The following is a 19,935-nucleotide window of genomic DNA, read 5'->3' on the forward strand; positions in this document are numbered from 1 at the left end:
TATTACTTTTCTACTATTAAACTTCAGCTTTAACGATTTCCCCATCAACCGTCTCATCATCTTCTTTTCTAAAGAACAACCAGTATAGTACCGGCAGTACAAAAAGAGTAAGTACCATAGAGAACATCAACCCAAATGCGATTACGGTTCCCAAAGGTCCCCAAAGACTAGAGCGACTTACAATCATAGGTATTACACCAACTGCAGCTGCAGAAGATGTCAAGAAAATAGGTCGCATACGTCTCTCAGCAGCAAGAATAGCCGCTTTCTTAACGCTATAATTGTGTAGGTGTCGAAGTTCATCGGCATAGTCGATCAAGATAATTCCGTTTCTTACTACAATACCACACAGTGCCAATAATCCTAAGAAAGAAGTAAACCCGAAAGGATACTGCATTAGCAGGAGACCTACAGCGGCACCGAAAATACTTAGCGGCATGGTAATGAAACTTAATACGGCGTGCATAAAGCTTTTAAAGTGCCATAAAAGAATTAAGAAAATCAATACTACACTTAGCATTAGAGAAAGCCCCATAGGCTTGTTGTTTTCAATCTGAAGTTCATACTCGCCCCCATATTCTAAACGAAGGTTTTCAGGAAAATCAATAGCATCTATACTAGGTATCATTTCTGCCAATACCTCATTGGCAACGGCATCTTTATCAATATCTACACGAACCGTTAAACAACGGGTACCATTCCTGTTCACAATAGTCTCTTGTGTCCATTCTGAAGACACATCTGCTACCTGACGTAAAGGAATTGCTGCACCTTTCTTTGGTGAAATAATAGATAATTGTTCCAAATCAGATACATTTTGATTGTGCTGATTCTCACTTTTTATCTTTACATCAATAGGATAATCTTTATCCCATACTTCCGTAGCTTTTAAACCTGTAGTATTGACCGCTACGGCGTTTGCAATATCTCTATTGTTTAAACCTAATCTTGCGGCTTCGTTAAATTTAACGTCCATTTTAACCGCCTCTTTCATATCACCATAATCGGTTCTGCTCCAGATGGTGTTTGGCGTTGCACGTGCTATGTTGATAATGGTATCGCCATACTTTTTCAACTGATCAATATCATCACCGTAAATACGCACTTCTATAGGTGCATTGGCTCCTGACATTTCTAATTGTTTCATTCTAAGGTATGCCTGCGGATACATATCTGCATACTTATCATCATACTCACCTAAAACCTCGGCAGTAGCATCGTCTGATATGGTCGTCACTAAAATCTGGGCATAATTTTTTGCCGGTAGATTTGGTGCGTAAAGTGTGTGAAAACGAGGTGAACTCTGCCCAATAAAACTGGTATATTCTTCTACACGTTCATCTGCACTTAAAATCTCTTCAAAGCCTGTAACCACTTTTGCAGTCTCCTCTAGGCTATTGCCAGGAGCTAAACTAATTTCTATGGAAAACTGGTTACGTTCCACCTTTGGAAACAACTGCTGACTTACACCTCCAAAAAGAATAACACCAACAACTATGGCGGCAACACCTAAAAAGATAGTCAGTTTGTAGTGAACCATTGCCTTGTTCACTGTATCGTTAAAGAACGACTGCAAGCGATCTAACATAGATTTTTTACCATCCTTATTTTTATTCGCCGGATCATCATGAAGTCCCTTTTTTATGAATATGGAATTGATCATGGGCACAATAAGAATCGATATCAATAATGATAAAGTCAATGCTATGATAATTACATATGGGAATGCACTAATAAAATCTGATGCTACACCCTCCATAAAGAACAACAACGGATAAAAAGTAGCAGAAATAGCCAACGTAGCCGTAAATACAGATGGGAACAATTCTTTTGCGCTGCTTACCGCTGCCTCTGGAATAGATAAGCCTTCATCTAGTTTCTCTACATAGTTGTCAATAATTACAATAGGATCATCTACCACAATACCCAACACCACAATTAATGCCGCCAAGGTTACCGTATTCAGTTCAATACCTAAAAAGAACATGATACATAAGGTAGCCGCTATGGTAATAGGAATAGTTGCCGCTGCTACGGATGCCACCCTAACCGGAAGCAATAATAAAGTCACCAAGATTACACCGATCAAAGCAAAACCGAATTCTTTCATGAAGTGACTGATAGAATGGTCTACCACTTCTGGCTGATCGGCAATTTTGGTAATTTTAATATCAGCAGGCATTTCGCTAATGATCTTATCCAATCGTTCATCTATCTTATCACCAAACTGAACAATGTTTCCCTTTTTTGCCATTTCCAAGGTAATGATCATACCCTTGGTACCGTTCATAGTCAAATATGAATCTGGATTATCATATTCACGAACTACACGAGCAACATCTCGTACTCGTATGATATTACCATTCGCTTCGGTTTTAACTACCTGTCTCGCAATATCAGATTCTGACTTTAAAGATGTCTCAAGGTATATAGGTCTTTCTTTGCTATCGCTTTCCAATGACCCAGATGCCAATACAGCACCTTGGTTTTGCAAGCTCATGGTAATTGCCTGAGGTGTTATACCGTAATTGGCTAATTTATCTTGATCCACATACACGGCAATTTGCTCTGTTAGTCCGCCAGAATGCGATATTTTAGCCAAGTTATCTATCTGTCTAAACTCGTCCTCAATTTCCTCTACATGGCGTTGCAGGTCTTTATAAGGTCTTGTTTCAGATTCTATACCCAATATTAAAGCTGCCGTACTACCAAAGTCACTATTCACCATAATACCTTGTACCTCACGAGGTAATTCTAACTGCTGAAAAATTAAAACTTCAGCCTTTAGCTTATTCCAGAATTGCTCCGTGGCGTTATGGTCAACCTTATCCGATACTTCAGCATAGATGTACATGAGTCCATCTTTAGAATATGAATACGTTTTGGTCTTGTCTATTTCGTTATAGCCGAATAAGAACTCTTCAACCTTAGAAGTCAATTCTTCTGCAACCTTATCAGAAGAAGCACCTGGGTAAGACCCTATGATCAATCCTTGACGTATGGTAAAGTCAGGAAATTCGTTTCTGGGCATGTTCAAAAGCCCATATATACCCATAAGCACTAGCGACAATACTAGTACAAAAGGAAATGTTGCGTGTTTAAATGCCCAATCTATGACACCACTCTTTTTTTCTTTCATCTGGTGTATTATTTGGAATCATTAATTACTTCAACCTGTGTACTCTGGGTAAGTTTGTGGTACCCAGAAACAATAAGTTGGTCACCTTTTTTCAAACCCTTTGTAATGGCTATACCACTATTATAAAGTTGACCGGTTTCTACATAACGTCTTTCTGCATTGTTACCGTTAGCTACATACACAAAACGCTTACCGTCTTCTGTAACCGCAATACTTTCTGATGGAATAATAATAGCTTGTTCTCCATTATCACTAACATTTGTATTCTCAAAGCTTACCGTACAAGTCATGCCCGGCTTTATTTTTTTATCCGAATTATTCAATTTCACATATGCAGTGTACACCGGTGATCCCTGATTAGATTGAATGGAAACCTCATCAACAGTACCTGTTACATTCATATCCTTTAAAGAAGGAATGTTTACCGTTGCGGTATCTCCTTTAGCAATATTGTTGATTTCACTATCTGGAATAGGAAGTGCAGCTTTTACAGTGTTGATATTTACCAACTCTATTACAGGCTGACCCGGTTGTGCCAAATCACCGGCATCCATCATCTTATTACTGATGTAACCGTCCATTGGTGCATAAATCTTGGCATGACGCACATTCTGGTAGGTCATTTTTGCCGCTGCCTGAGCTTGCTCATATTGCGAACGAGCCTCTAACATTCTAATTTCAGCAATACTTCCCTTTTGAAACACCTTATTAATACGTTCAAAATTTTCTTTCGCCAAACGTTCTTGCGCTAATTGCTGTTCGTATTGACTGGAGTAAACAGTGCCGTCTATTTGAGCGATTAATTGATTTTTCTTTACAAAATCTCCTATTTGTACAGGAATATTCAAAACCGTTCCCGAAACCTGAAAACTGGCATTGATAGATACATCAGATTCTATGGTACCGTTGTATTCTATATTTGCATCAGAATTAGTGGTACTGTTACCAACATTCATAACGCGTACCTTAATTACTTTTGAGGCAGTAGTCTTCTCTTCACCACCACAACTAACGGCAACAAGAAATAGCAAAACAATTGAAATACTTTTTAGTGTAAACCACAGGTGTTTATCTTTCATATTAGATTTAGATTTAAGTATCATGTATAGGTATTCAATTTTAAGAGTGCAAAACTAAGAGAGTTATGAAGGTAAAAAATGGTAATAACTAATCCAATTATGGTATTATTAGAACATATTGAGTCAAAAAAGAGGATAAATGGAGATAATATGGTAGTTTTAAATAGAATTATACCAGAAAAATGGAACATATACCTCAATTAGGCTTATCTGATCTTCGTAGAGAAACAGGAATAAAGGAGAATAAGAATCACCCTGGGTTTTTAATCTTTAAGGCTGAAAACATTTCCGATTTGATGAAAAGCGGAAATCCGTTTAGAAACATGAATTACGGACTTTCCTTTTTCATTGAGGGAGATGGCGAATTAAATGTAGATTTCAATACTTACGTACCTACTGCAAATTCAGTGTATTTTTGCAGTCCGGGGCAAGTATTTGCAGCAAAGGGCAACTTCAACAACGGTTTTGGAGTACTATTTCAAAAAGATTTCTTGCTGAAACCCGCTGCACAACAATGGGTTCAGTCCTTACCAATATTCAGTAGATTTCTAAGCAGTCCCCTTTTAGAATTGACAGAAGCAGAAAAACCCATGTTCCATAGCCTAATAGAAGAAATGGAAAAGGAATACCATAGTGAGACCATATTAAAATATGATGCACTAGAAGCTCTATTAACCCTTATGTTGGTAAAGCTATCGCGACTTTATGAAAAAACGAAAGGTGAAAAGATTAGTGCAGAAGAGCAACATATAATTACTTTGGAATCCTTAATAAATAAACAATATAAAAGTAATAGAAGTGTAGTTGAATATGCATCTCAATTATATATGACCCCACAGAACCTAAATAGAATAACTAAAAAGGCGATCGGAAAAAGTGTGAGCGAGCTTATAAACGAAAAGCTTATTATTGAGATCAAGCGATATTTGGTCTATACCGATATGAGCAGTGAAGAAATTGCACATTTTTTTAATTTCTACGACAATTCATATTTCACCAAAACTTTTAAAAAGGCAGTAGGTGAAACTCCCAAAGCCTTTAGAAAGAAGCAGAAAGAGATACATCTTTCGACAATTTAGAATTCTTACGCATACCCTAAAATTATTAGCTAACAAAAATTTAATGTTTAATTAGCATTGTATTTTAATATTAAATCGTAATATTGCAATGAAACAATTAAGTAAAAGAATGGGATTAGCAAAAACAGAAATGTTTACTGATGAGCAGAACAAGATTTCTCTCTTCGCCAAAGTATTTGGTCACCCTGCACGTGTTGCAATATTACAGTACTTATTTAAAATAGATACTTGCATATGCGGAGACTTGGTTAGTGAAATAGGTTTGGCGCAACCAACAATTTCTCAACATTTAAAAGAATTGAAAAATTTAGGATTGATAAAAGGTAATGTAGAAGGCACCAGTGTTTGTTACTGTATAGATAAAGACAACTGGTCTAACATGAAAGATATCATGATTAAATTCTTAGATCAAGATATTCCGAATACCGATTGCTGTTAAAAAAATTTGCATTCTTTTATCGCTTTATTACGATTAATAAATAAAAAGACAACATATAATTTAAAATCAAAATTATGAAACTATCAGAAATTAAAAATCACTTAGCAGAATTAGAAACTATAGCCTTTCAATTACCTAATGGCGAATTGGTACCTAACCATTTTCATGTAACCGAAGTTGGCAAGATTACCAAAAACTTCATTGACTGTGGTGGTACTGTTCGTAATGAGGAAGTAGTCAACTTTCAATTATGGAATGCCAATGACTATGACCATAGACTTCACCCAGAAAAACTAATCAACATTATTGAACTTTCAGAAAAAGTATTGGGCATAGAAGATTTAGAAATAGAAGTTGAATACCAAGGACAAACCATAGAGAAATTTGGTCTTGATTTTGACGGTACTAATTTCATCTTAGCTTCGAAACAAACAGACTGCTTGGCAAAAGATAATTGTGGCATACCTGCAGAGAAACCAAAAGTAAAACTTGCCGAAGTTACTAACGAACCTTGTTGTGCACCTGACGGAAACTGCTGTTAACTACCTATAAACATTAGAAAAAATGATAACTACAGAAACCAACATGTTACCAGAAATTGAGAATTTAATTAAAGCGTTACAGCCAGATTCAATTACGGCAGAACGTAAAGTTGTTTTACAGCCATTGGTAGATTTTATACAAGAGAAAACTACCAATGACCAAGAAATAAGAATCAACTTTATTTGTACGCATAATTCTAGAAGAAGTCACCTATCTCAAGTATGGGCACAGACTATGGCTACCTATTTTAATATTAAAAATGTGAATTGTTATTCTGGTGGTACAGAAGCTACGGCGTTGTTCCCAATGGTTGCAGAGACATTAAAGAATCAAGGATTTCAAATTCAAAAATTATCGGACACCAGTAATCCTGTGTATGCTATTAAGTATTCTGAGAATGAACATCCTGTTATTGGTTTTTCAAAATCTTATGAAGATTCATTTAATCCGGCTTCACAATTTGCGGCGGTCATGACTTGTTCACAAGCAGATGGTGGTTGTCCTTTTATTCCAGGAGCAGAAAAAAGAGTACCTATTACTTTCGAAGACCCAAAAGCTTTTGACAACACGCCGCAGCAAGCAGAAAAATATGCTGAACGAAGTATACAAATTGCAACGGAATTATTTTACATATTCTCACAAATTAACAAGTAGCAATGGCATCTAAAAAACTAAGCTTTCTAGATCAAAATCTAACCTGGTGGATTTTTGCCGCAATGGCTCTTGGTGTTGGTATCGGTTACTTTTTTCCAAGTTTTCCAGATATTATAAATAGCTTTAGTAGTGGTAGTACTAACATTCCTATTGCTATCGGTTTAATATTAATGATGTATCCGCCTTTGGCGAAAGTGAACTATGCTTTGTTACCGAAGGTATTTAGAAACACTAAGATTTTATCTATCTCTTTAATCTTAAATTGGATCATTGGTCCGGTACTAATGTTCATTTTAGCCATTACCTTTTTATCAGATTACCCAGAATATATGGTTGGTCTTATACTTATTGGTTTGGCGCGTTGTATTGCTATGGTATTGGTATGGAACGACCTTGCCGATGGTAGTAGTGAGTACGGAGCTGGTTTAGTCGCTCTTAATAGCATCTTTCAAGTATTTGCATATAGTTTCTATGCTTGGTTATTTATTACTGTGCTTCCGCCCTACTTCGGTTTTGAAGGTGCAATTGTAGATATCTCTATTGGTACTATAGCAGAAAGTGTTGCCATCTATTTAGGACTACCATTTTTAATGGGAATACTAAGTAGATTGATTTTAGTAAAACTCAAAGGCGAAGATTGGTATACGAATAAGTTCATACCTGCAATTTCTCCAATGACATTGATTGCGCTGTTGTTTACCATTGTCATCATGTTTTCCTTAAAAGGAGAGTTAATAGTAGAAATACCTATGGATGTACTCATCATTGCAGTCCCGTTACTGATCTACTTCACTTTAATGTTCATCATCGGATTCTTTTTTACCAAGGCGACAGGTGCAGCATATGATAAAACAGCTTCTGTAGCATTTACGGCAGCCGGAAACAATTTTGAATTGGCTATTGCAGTTGCCATTGCGGTATTCGGACTCAATTCTGGTCAAGCATTTGCAGGAGTAATAGGTCCGTTAGTTGAGGTACCGGCACTGATATTTCTAGTTCGGGTTTCATTTTGGTTGAAGAAGAAGTACTATGATAATCCGAATCCTAAAACAGCATAATTTTAAAAAAATACAGCAAATTTAACTAAGGTCAGGTTTTAATACCTGACCTTTTTTTTGTTATTATTATCTTCATTATCGATACAATTACAACTCATTACATTAATAACTTTGGCTATCGCTTTTAGTTACTAACTAAAATCTATTTCTCTTTAAAAGACAGTTATTACGATAAACTATCTTTGCATAAGTTTATTTAGAAGTACTACATCAAGCTAAGGTGCAAACTAGGCATAGGTCTAAGAATATAATATGATCAAAAGAATACTTAAAAAAATAATGGTTACAACTTTAATTATCATAGGTGTATTGGCTATCGCAATACTAGCATTTACCAATTTTTACCCAAGTTTTGGTGGCGATAGCACCAAAGAACAGAAATTAGCCTATGAGCAATCGCAACAATTTAAAGAGGGTAAGTTTCGTAATGTGTTACCTGTACCAGAAGACTTAGCCTTTTCAGACAAGCTTAGTTTAGCCTATAAATTTTTTACTACCAAGGTGCCTAATGGTCGCCCAAAAGCAGATTTAGTTCCGCAAAAAATAGATTCTGTAAACATTGCAGATTATAGCGGAGAAGCAAGAATGATCTGGTTCGGACATTCTTCTTTTTTATTACAGATTGATGGAAAAAATATTCTAATTGACCCCATGTTTGGTGCAGTAGCAGCCCCTCATCCACTTTTAGGTGAAAAGCGTTTTAATAAAGAATTTCCCGTAGCAATTGAACAACTACCACAGATAGATGCAGTTATTTTTTCTCATGATCATTATGACCATTTAGATTACGAGTCTGTTTTAAAAATTAAGGATAAAACCAATCATTTTTATACTCCGCTAGGTGTTGGTAATCATTTGACTGCATGGGGAGTTTCTGATGCTAAAATCACGGAGATGGATTGGTGGCAAGAAACACAATTCGGAAATCTAAAATTCGTCTGTACACCGGCACAACATTTCTCTGGTAGAGGTCTAAACAATGCACAAAGTACATTATGGAGTTCTTGGGTGATCTCATCAGAACATGAGAATATCTTTTTTAGCGGCGATAGCGGTTATGCCGATCACTTTAAAGAAATAGGAGAAAAATACGGACCTTTTGACCTGGCTTTAATGGAATGCGGACAATACAATAAAATGTGGTCAGATATTCATATGATGCCCGAAGAAACCGCACAAGCTGGTATCGATGTAAAAGCAAAGAAAATAATGCCAATTCACTGGGCAGGATTTAAACTTGCTCTACACGAATGGACCGATCCTATTAAAAGAGTTGAAGCAAAAGCAACTGAGTTGAACTTACAGGTAATTTCGCCTCAAATAGGGCAAGAGATTATAGTAAAAGATTCGGTGAACAACTATGGTGATTGGTGGAAAGGGCTGTAATCTAAAAACATAATAACATTCCATATTTCGTTAAGAATAGGTTAAACACATCTAAAAACATTCTACACCGTATTTTATTAAGCATCTTTACGGTATGAAGCAAGCATTAAAATCTGAACTATCAAAACAGCTGATACTCAATGAAGCATTTAAATTGTTTTATGAAGACGGTTTTAAAACTACCAGTATTGAAAAGATAATGAAGGCTACTACCTTAACAAAAGGTGCCTTCTATCATCACTACGCCAACAAGAAAGAATTAGGTTTAGAAGTTATCAGTCAAAAAGTGCAAAGCCGAGTTCAAAAGAGAATGGTATATCCGCTATATCAAAATGGTAATGCATTTACTATCTTAGAAAATACTTTTCTTAATAGCCTTAAGTCTTTCTCTATTTACGAGAAACAACATGGCTGCCCAACAAACAACTTGATAAATGAAATTGGCGACAATGAAAAAGTGTACCAAAAATCTTTAAAGAATATCATTGAAGAATGGAAAACCGCCCTTATAGATTTAATAGAAAGAGGAAAAGTTGAAAATTCTATTAAACAAGATATTTCTAGTGCCGCTGTTGCAATTTATCTCATTAGTGCATTTGAAGGCATACGCGGAATTCGAAAATTATACGATGACGATATCGTAATCAATGAATATTTAAATGGATTAGCTTTATATCTAAAACAATTAAAACAATAACTTTTTTACCCAAAAACATACTATATAGAATGTTTTTAAAACAAATCTAAACATGAACAACAACAGAAGAGACTTTATTAAAAAATCAACGATACTAGGTGCAGCCGGTGTAACCATTCCTACTTTAGGGTTCGCATCACAAGATAAAAATGAGTTTAGTGGCGAAAGACCAAAAGTGTTATTTTTCGATGTTAATGAAACATTGTTAGACTTAACAGCAATGAAAGACAGTGTTGCAAAAGCGCTAAATGGCAGAAATGATTTGCTACCACTTTGGTTTACAACCATGTTACAATATTCATTAGTATCTACGGTAGCCAACCAATACAATGATTTTGCGATTATTGGTGCTGCTGCATTACAAATGGTGGCTGCCAATAATGGTATTACAATAAGTCATGAAGATGCTAAAAAATCTATAGTCGACCCTATTCGTTCCCTACCCGCTCACCCAGAAGTCCCTGCGGCTTTACAATCTTTAAAAGATGCCGGTTACAAACTTGTTTCTTTTACCAACTCATCTAACAAAGGTGTAGAGACACAATTTAAAAATTCAGGATTAACAAAATACTTTGATCAACGTCTTAGTATTGAAGATATGGGTAAATTTAAACCTCATGTAGATGCATATAATTGGGCAGCTAGAAAAATGAATATTAAACCACAAGAATGTCTTTTGGTAGCAGCACATGGCTGGGATATCTCTGGGGCATTATGGGCAAATTGGAGAGGTGCATTTATAAGCAGACCTGGGGCGCAATTATATCCCCTATCTCCTACTCCAGAAATCAATGAGTCCAATTTAAAATTGGTTGCCGATAAATTGATCAGTTTATAAATCAATAAAAAATTAAACTATGAAATTAGAAGATAAAGTAATCATAATAACCGGTGCATCTAGAGGTATTGGACAAGAAGTGGCTTTTTTATTAGCAGAAAATGGAGCTAAAGTAGTTGTCAATCATTCGAACAGTGAAAAAGATGCTGAAGCTACGGTTAGTAAAATCAAAGATAATGGCGGTAATGCGATTGCTATTAAAGCAGATGTAAGCGATAGAGATCAGGTAACTCAGTTATATGACCAAACTATAGAAGCTTTTGGCAAGGTAGACGTATTGATAAACAACGCTGGTGTCATGTTCAACAAAAAATTGAAAGACAACACTCAAAAAGATTTCAACAAACTTTTCGATGTGAATGTAAAGGGAGTTTTTAATATGTTGCAAGAGGCTGACAGTAAACTATCAGATAATGGTAACATTATCAATATATCTTCTAGTACGGTAAAACTAATGTTCCCTAACTACGCATTATACTCCGCCTCAAAAGCTGCCGTAGAGCAAATGACCAGAGTCTTTTCTAAAGAAATAGGCAGAGGAATTTCTGTTAATGCTTTAGCACCCGGCGCAACAGAAACAGAATTATTCTTAAATGGAAAATCTCAAGAGTTCATAGATAAATTAAGTTCCATGAATGCTTTTGATAGATTGGCACAGCCTATAGATATTGCAAGAGTTGTCTTATTTTTAGCAAGTGATGATTCTAAATGGATTTCAGGTCAAGTCATTGGCGCTAACGGTGCATTAATCTAATCTTATACACATATAAATAACTACCCATGAATTTTAAAATTACCAGCATATTAGTACTAAGTATCTTAATCACTTCTTGCAAAGGGGAGCAAACTGCTAAAAAAGAAACTAATCAAACTCCTGAATTCACGAATAAAGGAGAAGAATTGGTTTCAAAAATGCTTGAAAAAGTCGGCGATTATAAAACGCTTCGTAGTAAGGAAGATGTCGTGTACACATACACCTACCAGACACCAGATGGTAAAACTGATATTTCAACAGAGAAGTACATTTTCGATGGTGAGCTATCATATGGTAAATACGAACAACATCAAAGAACCTTAAGTGACTTACAGGGTACAATTGAACAAGGTTATGACGGTAAAGAGTTTTGGTTAAAACATAATGGAGAAATTCTAAACGATAGCATTGCCTTAAAAAGAGTTGCTTTTAACAGACCTACTAATTTCTATTGGTTTACCATGTTTCAAAAGTTAATGGACAAAGGTGTTTCGTATGAGTATTTAGGCGAAAAGACCTTAAACGAAATTCCTTATGAAATTGTAAAAGTATCCTTCAATTTTGGAGACTCGAAGCCTACAGATATTTATCAGCTATACATTAATAAAAATACATCTCTTGTAAATCAGTTTCTATTTACAGTGGCAGACTTTGGTGCTATGGACACTCCGAATTTAATGACCTTAGAATATGAAGATGTTGACGGAATGCTTTTCCCAACAAAGCGAAAATATAAGAAATCTACTTGGGAAGCCGCAGTTAGCGATGCACCATGGATAACTGTTGATTGGTCGAATATTAAATTCAATAACGGATTAAGTGAAAATGATTTTAAAAGTTAATAATTCCTCATTAAAATAGCTTCATTTATACACAATACTTCTTTTAGTAGGTAAAGAATTTGAAGATTAACAAGTTTTAGTAAAAGGTTCTTAACAAAATTAAATACATTGCAAGCCTGTTTAAAAACCAACAAAGACGTAAAGGCTTTTAAACAGTACTCAACTTTATTTTTAATTAATAACCTAACTACCAACTCAACTTATGTCAGTAAACAACGACTACTCCACGTTTGAAAATTTAAACGAAGAACAATTACCTGTTGCAAAACATAAGCTACATGATTGGACACATTTTGCAGGTTTGTATGCTGCAGAACACGTAGCAGCTACAGAGTTTGTGATCGGAGCAACGTTTGTAGCTCTTGGTGCAAAAACAATGGACATTATTCTTGGTCTATTGATTGGTAATATCTTAGCAGTACTGAGCTGGACACTTATTACTTCGCCTATTGCTGTAGAAACAAGATTAAGTTTATATACTTACTTAAATAAAATTGCAGGAGATTCTATGACCAAGCTTTATAATTGGGCTAACGTCATTATTTTCTCTGTAATATCGGCGGCCATGATTACCGTTTCTTCAACTGCCGTTCGATTTGCTTTCGATATACCCGCACAATTAAACTGGTACCCAACAAATTTGTGGTTTGTGCTCATTGTATTCTTAGTTGGTGTTGTTGTCGTATCAATTGCGTTATACGGATTTAATGCTGTATCAGAATTTTCAGGCATATGTGCCCCGTGGTTATTCGTGATGTTCACCAGTGGCGCAATGGTTTTACTACCTGCTCTTTCTTTAGATGTTTTAGGAACAACATTACCAAACGGTTGGAACGATTTAATATCGCTCGGAGATCAATCTATATGGACAGGAGTTGATAGTACCGGCGAACCCGGCATTGGTCTTATAGAAGTCATAGGTTTTGCATGGGCGGCAAATTCAATAACACATTTTGGTTTGATCGATATGGCGTTATTACGTTTTGCCAAAAAAAAATCTTACGCTCTAGCTACTAGTACAGGTATGATGTTCGGACATTATGTTGCATGGATTGCTGCAGGTATTATGGGAGCTGGTGCTGCTGTAATAATAGGCAAAACAATAGTTGAACTTGATCCGGGCGATGTTGCATTTTACGCGTTAGGTTGGTCTGGTTTCGTAATCGTAATCGTAGCAGGCTGGACAACAGCAATAACAAATTTATACAGAGCTGGCTTAGCGGCACAAGCCATTTTCTATAATCATTCACGTAAAAAGACAACTATTGTTGTTGGTTTAATCACTATTGCCATAGCCTGTTTCCCATTTGTTTTTTCACAGATTTTACCCTTATTAACCTATGCAGGTTTATTGGTAGTACCCGTTGGTGCAATTGTATTTGCAGAGCATCAAATATTCCCAAGGATCGGATACACACGCTATTGGTCTCAATACCGAAATTTAACGTTTAGTACACCCGCTATTGTTTCATGGGGATTAGGATTGGTTTTCGGTTTTGGACTAAATGCTTTTAATGTAATGTCTTTCTTCTATTTGTTTATTCCAACATGGATTTTCACTATCGGAGTTTATACATTGTTAGCTGGTCGTTACGGAGCAAAAGAAAAATATCCTGAGGCGGAAGAACAAGAAAGAATACGCAATGAGAAAATTGTGGCTTTTCAAAAAGAAAAAAGCAAATTAGAAACAACACCAAAGAAAGATACTACCATATTCTCAAAGATTTTAAAGTTGGTATCTCTTGTTGCCCTTATAATTACGTTGATCTTGGCAGGTATTGTTTTATTCGACAGCGCAAATGAGAATAGCTATATCAACAATAGAGAACTATTTTATACGTATGCATTTATTTGTACGATTACTTATTTCGTTACTGCATACTGGGCATTATTACGTGTAAAATCAATAAACAAAGCTAAAAATGAATAAAGAAATCATGTTGAACAAAGAAAATTTAGCAACGTTAAGCAAGCAAATTCCAATTCCTACATTTAATAGAAAATCTCTAAAGGCAGGAATTGTGCATGTTGGTGTTGGTGGTTTTCATAGAGCACACGAAGCATATTACACGCACCTCTTACAAGAAAAAGAAGGTGCATCTGATTGGGGAATTTGTGGTATTGGTCTAAGAAAAGGAGATCAAAAAATTCATGATGTTCTTCAAAAACAAGACGGACTTTACACCCTCATTATAAAGCATCCTGATGGTAAAATAGATTCACAAGTAATAGGTTCTATTATCGATTTTAAACTTGGTCATGACACTCCCGATTCGGTAATTGACCAAATGGTTCATCCTGACACAAAAATAGTTTCCTTGACCATTACAGAGGGCGGCTATAATTTTAATTCGTCAACGGGTGAATTTGATTTTGAAAATACAGATGTACAGCACGAATTACAACATCCGAACAGCCCTCGAACCATTTACGGATTTTTAACTACTGCCATTAAGAAAAGAAGAGCGTCAGGCTTATCTCCTTTTACCGTAATGTCTTGTGACAACATTGAACACAATGGTGATGTTACCAGAAAGATGCTACTTGCTTTCGCAAACAAACAAGATAAAGAACTGGCTACATATATCGAAAAGGAAGTCTGTTTTCCAAATAGCATGATAGATCGTATTACACCTGTCACCACGCCTTCGGACATTGAATATTTAGAGAGCACATATGGTTTAAAAGACGAATGGCCTGTAACATGTGAGCCTTTTATTCAATGGGTAATTGAAGATAATTTTTCTAACGGCAGACCAGAATTTGAAAAAGTTGGCGTGCAGTTTGTACCAGATGTTAAGCCGTATGAAAAAATGAAACTTCGTTTATTAAATGCAGGTCATTCTGTACTTGGGCTTTTAGGGGCTATTCATGGTCACCCAACTATTAACGCTTGTATGGAAGATGATTTGTTCGTTACCTATTTAAGAGCGTTTATGGACGAAGAAGCTACTCCTGTTTTAGATCAACTAGAAGGCATCGATTTAACTGCCTACAAAGACAGTATACAAGAACGTTTTGCGAACCCAAATATAAAAGATAGCGTAAGCAGAATTTGCTCAGAGAGTTCCGCAAAATTGCCGAAATTCTTAATTGCAACCATTCAAGATAATTTAGCGAATGGCGGTAGCATTAAATTTGCGACTTTAGTAATTGCTGCATGGTGCTATTACAGCGATAAGGGAATTGATAAAAACGGTAACCCGATTGAAATTATTGACGCCATGCAAGATCAATTGCATTCGGCGGCAAGCAAAACAAACACTGACCCACTAGCTTTTATAAGACAAGAATCATTATTTGGTAACTTAATCAACGAAGATAAATTTACCAGTTTGTACAGTAAAATGGTTCAGAAAATCTACAAAGATGCTGATATTAAGAAATTGATGAAACAAGCTTAATCTAGCAATAGATCTATTTTTGCTAACACTATTAACTCAGACTTATTATTACCTGAGAATGAACTTGCAATAGCCTTGGCCGTCTTTTTGGTCAAGGTTTTTATTTTATCTGAAAATGCATGCGGATGAATTTTATAAAACTCCTTAAAATCATCAAAACATTCTTCACTACTTTTTTCAGACTCCATTAAAACATCAAACACAATTTCAATTTGGTTTGCAGCATCGGTACCATAACGGTCTGTAAAATCATCTACATACAACCAATCTTCTTTTACGTATTCCTTGACTTTAGCCCATTCATTATTATGCACGGTTCCATCACTTATAGCCACGGCATAAAATAGCTTACCTAAATTTTCATAGAGTCCGTTCATTGTTTTCGGCGTATTTTCCATTTTGTCTTGTCTTAGTTGATTTCAAGTAAAAATATGAAGTAGGATGTAATTTTAATATGACAAAAATCAGTAGTAATCGATATATTTGATATATGCAGGATTTTCAAGAAAATAGTGACATTTTCAATTTATTATCAGAAGGTGTTTCAGAAGGCATTATCGTTGTAAATGCCGATCAAATTATTGTAGCCACAAATACGTCATCGCTGCAAATGTTTGGTTACGAGAAAGGCGAACTAGTTGGCAAACCTTTAGACATACTAATACCCAGAAGGTACCATGCAGGTCATGACGCACATGTAGATAATTTTATCGCAAAAAGCGATAAACGCCAAATGGGGCATGGTAGAAATCTATATGGCATATGTAAAGACGGCAAAGAATTTCCTGTTGAGGCAGGTTTGAATCCGTTTGAATTTTATGGCGCTACCTATGTAATGGCATTGGTAATCAATATTACAGAACGTAAGAATAGAGAAGAAGAACTAAGCCACTGGGCACGAATTTTTGATGAATCACTGAATGAAATTTTCATTTTTGATGCCAATACGTTTAAATTTTTAAATATAAATAAAGAAGCGCAAAGAAATATAGGGTTTTCATTTGAAGAGTTATACACTATGACTCCGGTTGATATTAAACCCGATATGGATATTTCTGAATTCAATACCTTGATAGCTCCATTAGTTAATGATGAAACTGCCAAAGTAAAGTTCGAAACCAGACATGGAAGAAAAGACGGAACTTCGTATCCAGTTGAAGTACATCTACAACTATCGAAACTAGGAAAAGAAAAAGTATTTGTTGCCTTTATTCTAGATATCACAGAGAGAAAAAATTATACAGAAAACTTAGAAAAAATAGTAGAAGAACGTACCCATCAACTAACAGAAGCGCTCGCTGTAGAAAAAGAACTGAACGAACTTAAAACACGTTTCTTATCATTAGTATCGCATGAATTTAAAACACCTTTAAGCAGTATTTTAACATCGATTACCTTACTCGGTAAATATACCGAAACAGAACAGCAACCAAAGCGAGATAAACACGTAACAACAATAAAAAATAAGGTAAAATATTTAGATACCATACTTAATGATTTTCTATCTGTAGAACGGTTAGAATCTGGTAAGGTGAATTATAAAATCGAAGAATTTCCGCTTAGTAAAACTGTTAACGAGGTAGTGTATAATGCTAACATGCTACTTAAGTCTGGCCAACAGATTCGCTACCCAGAAAACATTGATGAATTAAATATTCAATTCGATGAAAAGACCTTAGAATTGGCGCTATCCAATTTAGTACATAATGCTATCAAGTACTCTCCAGAAGATTCCACCATTGATATAAAGGTGGATATAAAAGATACAGGTTACGCCATTAGCGTCATTGATGAAGGTATTGGAATACCGGTAGAAGAGCAAAAACACATATTTAATCGTTATTTTAGAGCAGAGAACGCTTTACTGACCCAAGGCACCGGTATTGGTTTAAATATCGCAAAACAACATATAGAAAACTTAGGCGGCAGTCTTGAGTTTTCAAGTACAGAAAGTATAGGGTCAACATTTACACTAAGTATACCTAAATTAAAAACCAACTAGAAGATGAAAAGAATTTTATTGATTGAGGACGATAAAGCCTTACGAGAAAATACCGAAGAACTTTTAGAATTAGAGGGTTATACTGTTATGACGGCACCTAATGGGAAAATAGGTATTACAGCCGCCATTGAAAATTTACCAGACATTATCATTTGCGATATTATGATGCCCGAAGTTGATGGCTATGGTGTACTAGAAAATCTTTCTAGTAACGAAAAAACGAAGCACATACCGTTCATTTTTCTATCTGCAAAAACTGAGCATAAAGAAATACGGAAGGGAATGGACCTTGGTGCAGATGACTATCTAACCAAACCCTTTGAAGAGGAGGAACTTATGAGTGCCGTGGAAAGTAGGTTGGCAAAAGCCGAACTACTAATGCGAATGCAAGATGAAACATCAAAAGAACACGGTGTTTCAGAAAATGAAATGCGCACCATTCATGAACTTAAAAACTTCTTTGATGACAATGGCGAAGTAGTAAATTTCAAGCAAGGAGAACATATTTATGAAGAAGATAGCCGTTCTAACAAAATTTATCTTGTTTTAAAAGGACTTGTAAAATGCTACAATATGGACCCCGACGGAAAAGAGTTGATTACATCTTTAGCAAAAGCAGATGACTTTTTAGGCTTCACCTCGTTTTTAAACAACGTACCCTATCAAGAATCAGCTACAGCTATGAGTGATGTTGAGTTAGCAGGTATTTCGAAAGAAAACTTAAAAGAAATACTGAACGAAAATAAGACCATTTCTATGGAGCTAATGGAACTCTTATCTGCAAACATTTCGAATATAAAAGCTCAATTATTACAAATGGCCTATAGTTCTGTACGCAGAAAAACAGCACAAACCTTGTTACAATTTGCCGATGTCATGAATACAAAACCAGATGAGCCCATTAGAATATCGCGTAATGACCTAGCAAGTGTTGCAGGTATAGCGACCGAAAGCTTAATACGTACATTGTCTGGTTTTAAAAAAGAAGGTCTAATAGCCGTCGAAGGTAGAAATATTCAAATATTAGAAATTAAAGCATTACAATATGTAAATTAAACGATATCTGATAAATATCATTTATCACGTTTCAATTACGATTTACTTTTGTAGAGTAAGTCGATTGAATGAAACACATTTTAATACCCACTGATTTTTCTAATAATTCTTGGAACGCCCTTGAATATGCTGCGTGTTTTTTTGAAAACATAAAATGCACCTTTTATGTATTGCATGTAGATGATTTAGGCAATTCTGATATCGCCTCAAATTCATTTTTGACAATAAATACAAAAGAAAAATTTACTGCTATAGATAAACTGAACGAAACCATTGACCGAATAGCGATGTGTTGCCCAAACCCTGATCATAAATTTATTTCGCTTGAAGAGTATGGTAACTTTATTGATATTATAAGAAAGACCGTTGATGAGAAAAAGATAGATTTAATTATAATGGGCACGAAAGGGGCGTCTAGCATAAAAGCATCTATAATAGGCACTAATACAGGCAATGTAATTACCAAAGTAGCTTGTAATGTATTAGTAATACCTGAAAATACGATTACTAAAACGCCAAGTAATATTGCTTTTCCAACAGACTTCAATCTATTCTACACCTACCCTATTTTAAACTCAATTACAGAAATACTTGAAATCTCAAATGCAAAATTAGATGTCATTCATGTGACCCAATTTAAACCCGAATTTTCAAATTCTCAGGTAATTAACCAAGCCTATCTCAATGATTATTTAAAAGAACTATTTACCGACACCCATAGCTTTAATCATATTTTAGGTAAAAATGTAAGAGATTCAATTTTAAATTATATCGCAGAAAATAAAATTGAAATGTTGACAATGGTTGCAAAAAATTTAAACCTATTTCAACAAGTATTCTTTAACAACTCGGTTGAAGAACTAAGCCACCAAACTTCAGTACCATTATTTGTAATGCATGAATAAAAATTTGTAAACTTTACTAATATTTTTATTCCATTTGTAATCTGATGGGTATAAAATACT

The 19,935-nt window shown here is 35.3% G+C and carries 18 protein-coding genes; 15 read left to right on the forward strand and 3 right to left on the reverse strand.

Translation table 11 applies throughout. The features are described 5' to 3' along the window. Window positions 1–16: 16 nt before the first annotated feature. Entirely contained in the window at window positions 17–3,139 is a 3,123-nt protein-coding gene (locus ACJJVT_RS07435) for an efflux RND transporter permease subunit (RefSeq protein ID WP_405397617.1), read from the reverse strand. Between the two features lie 8 nt (window positions 3,140–3,147). Continuing rightward, window positions 3,148–4,218 (reverse strand): efflux RND transporter periplasmic adaptor subunit, encoded by a 1,071-nt coding sequence (locus ACJJVT_RS07440; protein WP_405397619.1) that lies wholly within the window; start codon window positions 4,216–4,218, stop codon window positions 3,148–3,150. 182 nt (window positions 4,219–4,400) lie between these two features. Here ACJJVT_RS07440 and ACJJVT_RS07445 point away from each other — a divergent pair, with 182 nt between their 5' ends. The 12 genes from ACJJVT_RS07445 (at window position 4,401) to ACJJVT_RS07500 (ending at window position 15,912) form a co-directional block, all read left to right on the forward strand. Then, window positions 4,401–5,297, forward strand: coding sequence for a helix-turn-helix domain-containing protein (locus ACJJVT_RS07445; RefSeq protein WP_405397621.1), 897 nt, complete (start codon window positions 4,401–4,403; stop codon window positions 5,295–5,297). A gap of 109 nt (window positions 5,298–5,406) precedes the next feature. Next, a complete protein-coding gene (locus ACJJVT_RS07450) occupies window positions 5,407–5,736 on the forward strand; it encodes an ArsR/SmtB family transcription factor (protein ID WP_405397622.1) in 330 nt (109 codons plus the stop codon). A gap of 74 nt (window positions 5,737–5,810) precedes the next feature. After that, window positions 5,811–6,278 (forward strand): DUF6428 family protein, encoded by a 468-nt coding sequence (locus ACJJVT_RS07455; RefSeq protein ID WP_405397623.1) that lies wholly within the window; start codon window positions 5,811–5,813, stop codon window positions 6,276–6,278. 22 nt (window positions 6,279–6,300) lie between these two features. Beyond that, window positions 6,301–6,933: a low molecular weight phosphatase family protein gene (locus ACJJVT_RS07460; protein WP_405397625.1), complete on the forward strand. Its 633-nt coding sequence runs from the start codon at window positions 6,301–6,303 to the stop codon at window positions 6,931–6,933. A gap of 2 nt (window positions 6,934–6,935) precedes the next feature. After that, window positions 6,936–7,991 (forward strand): ACR3 family arsenite efflux transporter, encoded by a 1,056-nt coding sequence (arsB, locus tag ACJJVT_RS07465; RefSeq protein WP_405397626.1) that lies wholly within the window; start codon window positions 6,936–6,938, stop codon window positions 7,989–7,991. A 252-nt stretch (window positions 7,992–8,243) separates the two neighbouring features. Beyond that, window positions 8,244–9,377: an MBL fold metallo-hydrolase gene (locus ACJJVT_RS07470; protein WP_405397628.1), complete on the forward strand. Its 1,134-nt coding sequence runs from the start codon at window positions 8,244–8,246 to the stop codon at window positions 9,375–9,377. Between the two features lie 94 nt (window positions 9,378–9,471). After that, complete coding sequence (locus ACJJVT_RS07475; RefSeq protein WP_405397630.1) at window positions 9,472–10,074, forward strand: TetR/AcrR family transcriptional regulator; 603 nt, start codon at window positions 9,472–9,474, stop codon at window positions 10,072–10,074. Between the two features lie 52 nt (window positions 10,075–10,126). Then, window positions 10,127–10,912, forward strand: a complete 786-nt coding sequence (locus ACJJVT_RS07480) for a haloacid dehalogenase type II (RefSeq protein WP_405397631.1) — start codon at window positions 10,127–10,129, stop codon at window positions 10,910–10,912. Window positions 10,913–10,931: 19 nt separating this feature from the next. After that, on the forward strand, window positions 10,932–11,666 hold the full coding sequence (locus ACJJVT_RS07485; RefSeq protein ID WP_405397633.1) for a glucose 1-dehydrogenase: 735 nt from the start codon (window positions 10,932–10,934) through the stop codon (window positions 11,664–11,666). Between the two features lie 26 nt (window positions 11,667–11,692). Next, window positions 11,693–12,508, forward strand: coding sequence for a hypothetical protein (locus tag ACJJVT_RS07490; RefSeq protein WP_405397634.1), 816 nt, complete (start codon window positions 11,693–11,695; stop codon window positions 12,506–12,508). 202 nt (window positions 12,509–12,710) lie between these two features. Further along, a complete protein-coding gene (locus ACJJVT_RS07495) occupies window positions 12,711–14,438 on the forward strand; it encodes a purine-cytosine permease family protein (protein WP_405397636.1) in 1,728 nt (575 codons plus the stop codon). Next, window positions 14,431–15,912, forward strand: a complete 1,482-nt coding sequence (locus ACJJVT_RS07500) for a mannitol dehydrogenase family protein (protein WP_405397637.1) — start codon at window positions 14,431–14,433, stop codon at window positions 15,910–15,912. The genes ACJJVT_RS07495 and ACJJVT_RS07500 overlap by 8 nt, the downstream gene beginning before the upstream one ends. Here the strand turns inward: ACJJVT_RS07500 and ACJJVT_RS07505 are convergent. Beyond that, window positions 15,909–16,310 (reverse strand): hypothetical protein, encoded by a 402-nt coding sequence (locus tag ACJJVT_RS07505; RefSeq protein ID WP_243835357.1) that lies wholly within the window; start codon window positions 16,308–16,310, stop codon window positions 15,909–15,911. The two genes, ACJJVT_RS07500 and ACJJVT_RS07505, sit on opposite strands and share 4 nt — an antisense overlap. 92 nt (window positions 16,311–16,402) lie before the next feature. On the opposite strand from ACJJVT_RS07505, the gene ACJJVT_RS07510 reads away from it, so the two are divergent. The 3 genes from ACJJVT_RS07510 to ACJJVT_RS07520 all read left to right on the forward strand — a co-directional run bounded on the left by ACJJVT_RS07510 (window position 16,403) and on the right by ACJJVT_RS07520 (window position 19,875). Beyond that, window positions 16,403–17,914: a PAS domain S-box protein gene (locus tag ACJJVT_RS07510; RefSeq protein ID WP_405397638.1), complete on the forward strand. Its 1,512-nt coding sequence runs from the start codon at window positions 16,403–16,405 to the stop codon at window positions 17,912–17,914. A 3-nt stretch (window positions 17,915–17,917) separates the two neighbouring features. Next, window positions 17,918–18,970: a response regulator gene (locus ACJJVT_RS07515; protein WP_405397639.1), complete on the forward strand. Its 1,053-nt coding sequence runs from the start codon at window positions 17,918–17,920 to the stop codon at window positions 18,968–18,970. A 68-nt stretch (window positions 18,971–19,038) separates the two neighbouring features. Next, window positions 19,039–19,875, forward strand: a complete 837-nt coding sequence (locus tag ACJJVT_RS07520) for a universal stress protein (RefSeq protein WP_405397640.1) — start codon at window positions 19,039–19,041, stop codon at window positions 19,873–19,875. The last annotated feature ends 60 nt before the right edge of the window (window positions 19,876–19,935 follow it).

Origin of the sequence: Maribacter sp. Asnod2-G09, assembly GCF_045063795.1 — a bacterium.
Lineage (GTDB): Bacteria > Bacteroidota > Bacteroidia > Flavobacteriales > Flavobacteriaceae > Maribacter.

Excerpts from the sequence above, each read along its gene's own strand:
- ACJJVT_RS07435 (WP_405397617.1), bottom strand. The coding sequence starts at position 3,139 with ATGAAAGAAAAAAAGAGTGGTGTCATAGATTGGGCATTTAAACACGCA.
- ACJJVT_RS07440 (WP_405397619.1), bottom strand. The coding sequence starts at position 4,218 with ATGAAAGATAAACACCTGTGGTTTACACTAAAAAGTATTTCAATTGTT.
- ACJJVT_RS07445 (WP_405397621.1), top strand. The coding sequence starts at position 4,401 with ATGGAACATATACCTCAATTAGGCTTATCTGATCTTCGTAGAGAAACA.
- ACJJVT_RS07450 (WP_405397622.1), top strand. The coding sequence starts at position 5,407 with ATGGGATTAGCAAAAACAGAAATGTTTACTGATGAGCAGAACAAGATT.
- ACJJVT_RS07455 (WP_405397623.1), top strand. The coding sequence starts at position 5,811 with ATGAAACTATCAGAAATTAAAAATCACTTAGCAGAATTAGAAACTATA.
- ACJJVT_RS07460 (WP_405397625.1), top strand. The coding sequence starts at position 6,301 with ATGATAACTACAGAAACCAACATGTTACCAGAAATTGAGAATTTAATT.
- arsB (WP_405397626.1), top strand. The coding sequence starts at position 6,936 with ATGGCATCTAAAAAACTAAGCTTTCTAGATCAAAATCTAACCTGGTGG.
- ACJJVT_RS07470 (WP_405397628.1), top strand. The coding sequence starts at position 8,244 with ATGATCAAAAGAATACTTAAAAAAATAATGGTTACAACTTTAATTATC.
- ACJJVT_RS07475 (WP_405397630.1), top strand. The coding sequence starts at position 9,472 with ATGAAGCAAGCATTAAAATCTGAACTATCAAAACAGCTGATACTCAAT.
- ACJJVT_RS07480 (WP_405397631.1), top strand. The coding sequence starts at position 10,127 with ATGAACAACAACAGAAGAGACTTTATTAAAAAATCAACGATACTAGGT.
- ACJJVT_RS07485 (WP_405397633.1), top strand. The coding sequence starts at position 10,932 with ATGAAATTAGAAGATAAAGTAATCATAATAACCGGTGCATCTAGAGGT.
- ACJJVT_RS07490 (WP_405397634.1), top strand. The coding sequence starts at position 11,693 with ATGAATTTTAAAATTACCAGCATATTAGTACTAAGTATCTTAATCACT.
- ACJJVT_RS07495 (WP_405397636.1), top strand. The coding sequence starts at position 12,711 with ATGTCAGTAAACAACGACTACTCCACGTTTGAAAATTTAAACGAAGAA.
- ACJJVT_RS07500 (WP_405397637.1), top strand. The coding sequence starts at position 14,431 with ATGAATAAAGAAATCATGTTGAACAAAGAAAATTTAGCAACGTTAAGC.
- ACJJVT_RS07505 (WP_243835357.1), bottom strand. The coding sequence starts at position 16,310 with ATGGAAAATACGCCGAAAACAATGAACGGACTCTATGAAAATTTAGGT.
- ACJJVT_RS07510 (WP_405397638.1), top strand. The coding sequence starts at position 16,403 with ATGCAGGATTTTCAAGAAAATAGTGACATTTTCAATTTATTATCAGAA.
- ACJJVT_RS07515 (WP_405397639.1), top strand. The coding sequence starts at position 17,918 with ATGAAAAGAATTTTATTGATTGAGGACGATAAAGCCTTACGAGAAAAT.
- ACJJVT_RS07520 (WP_405397640.1), top strand. The coding sequence starts at position 19,039 with ATGAAACACATTTTAATACCCACTGATTTTTCTAATAATTCTTGGAAC.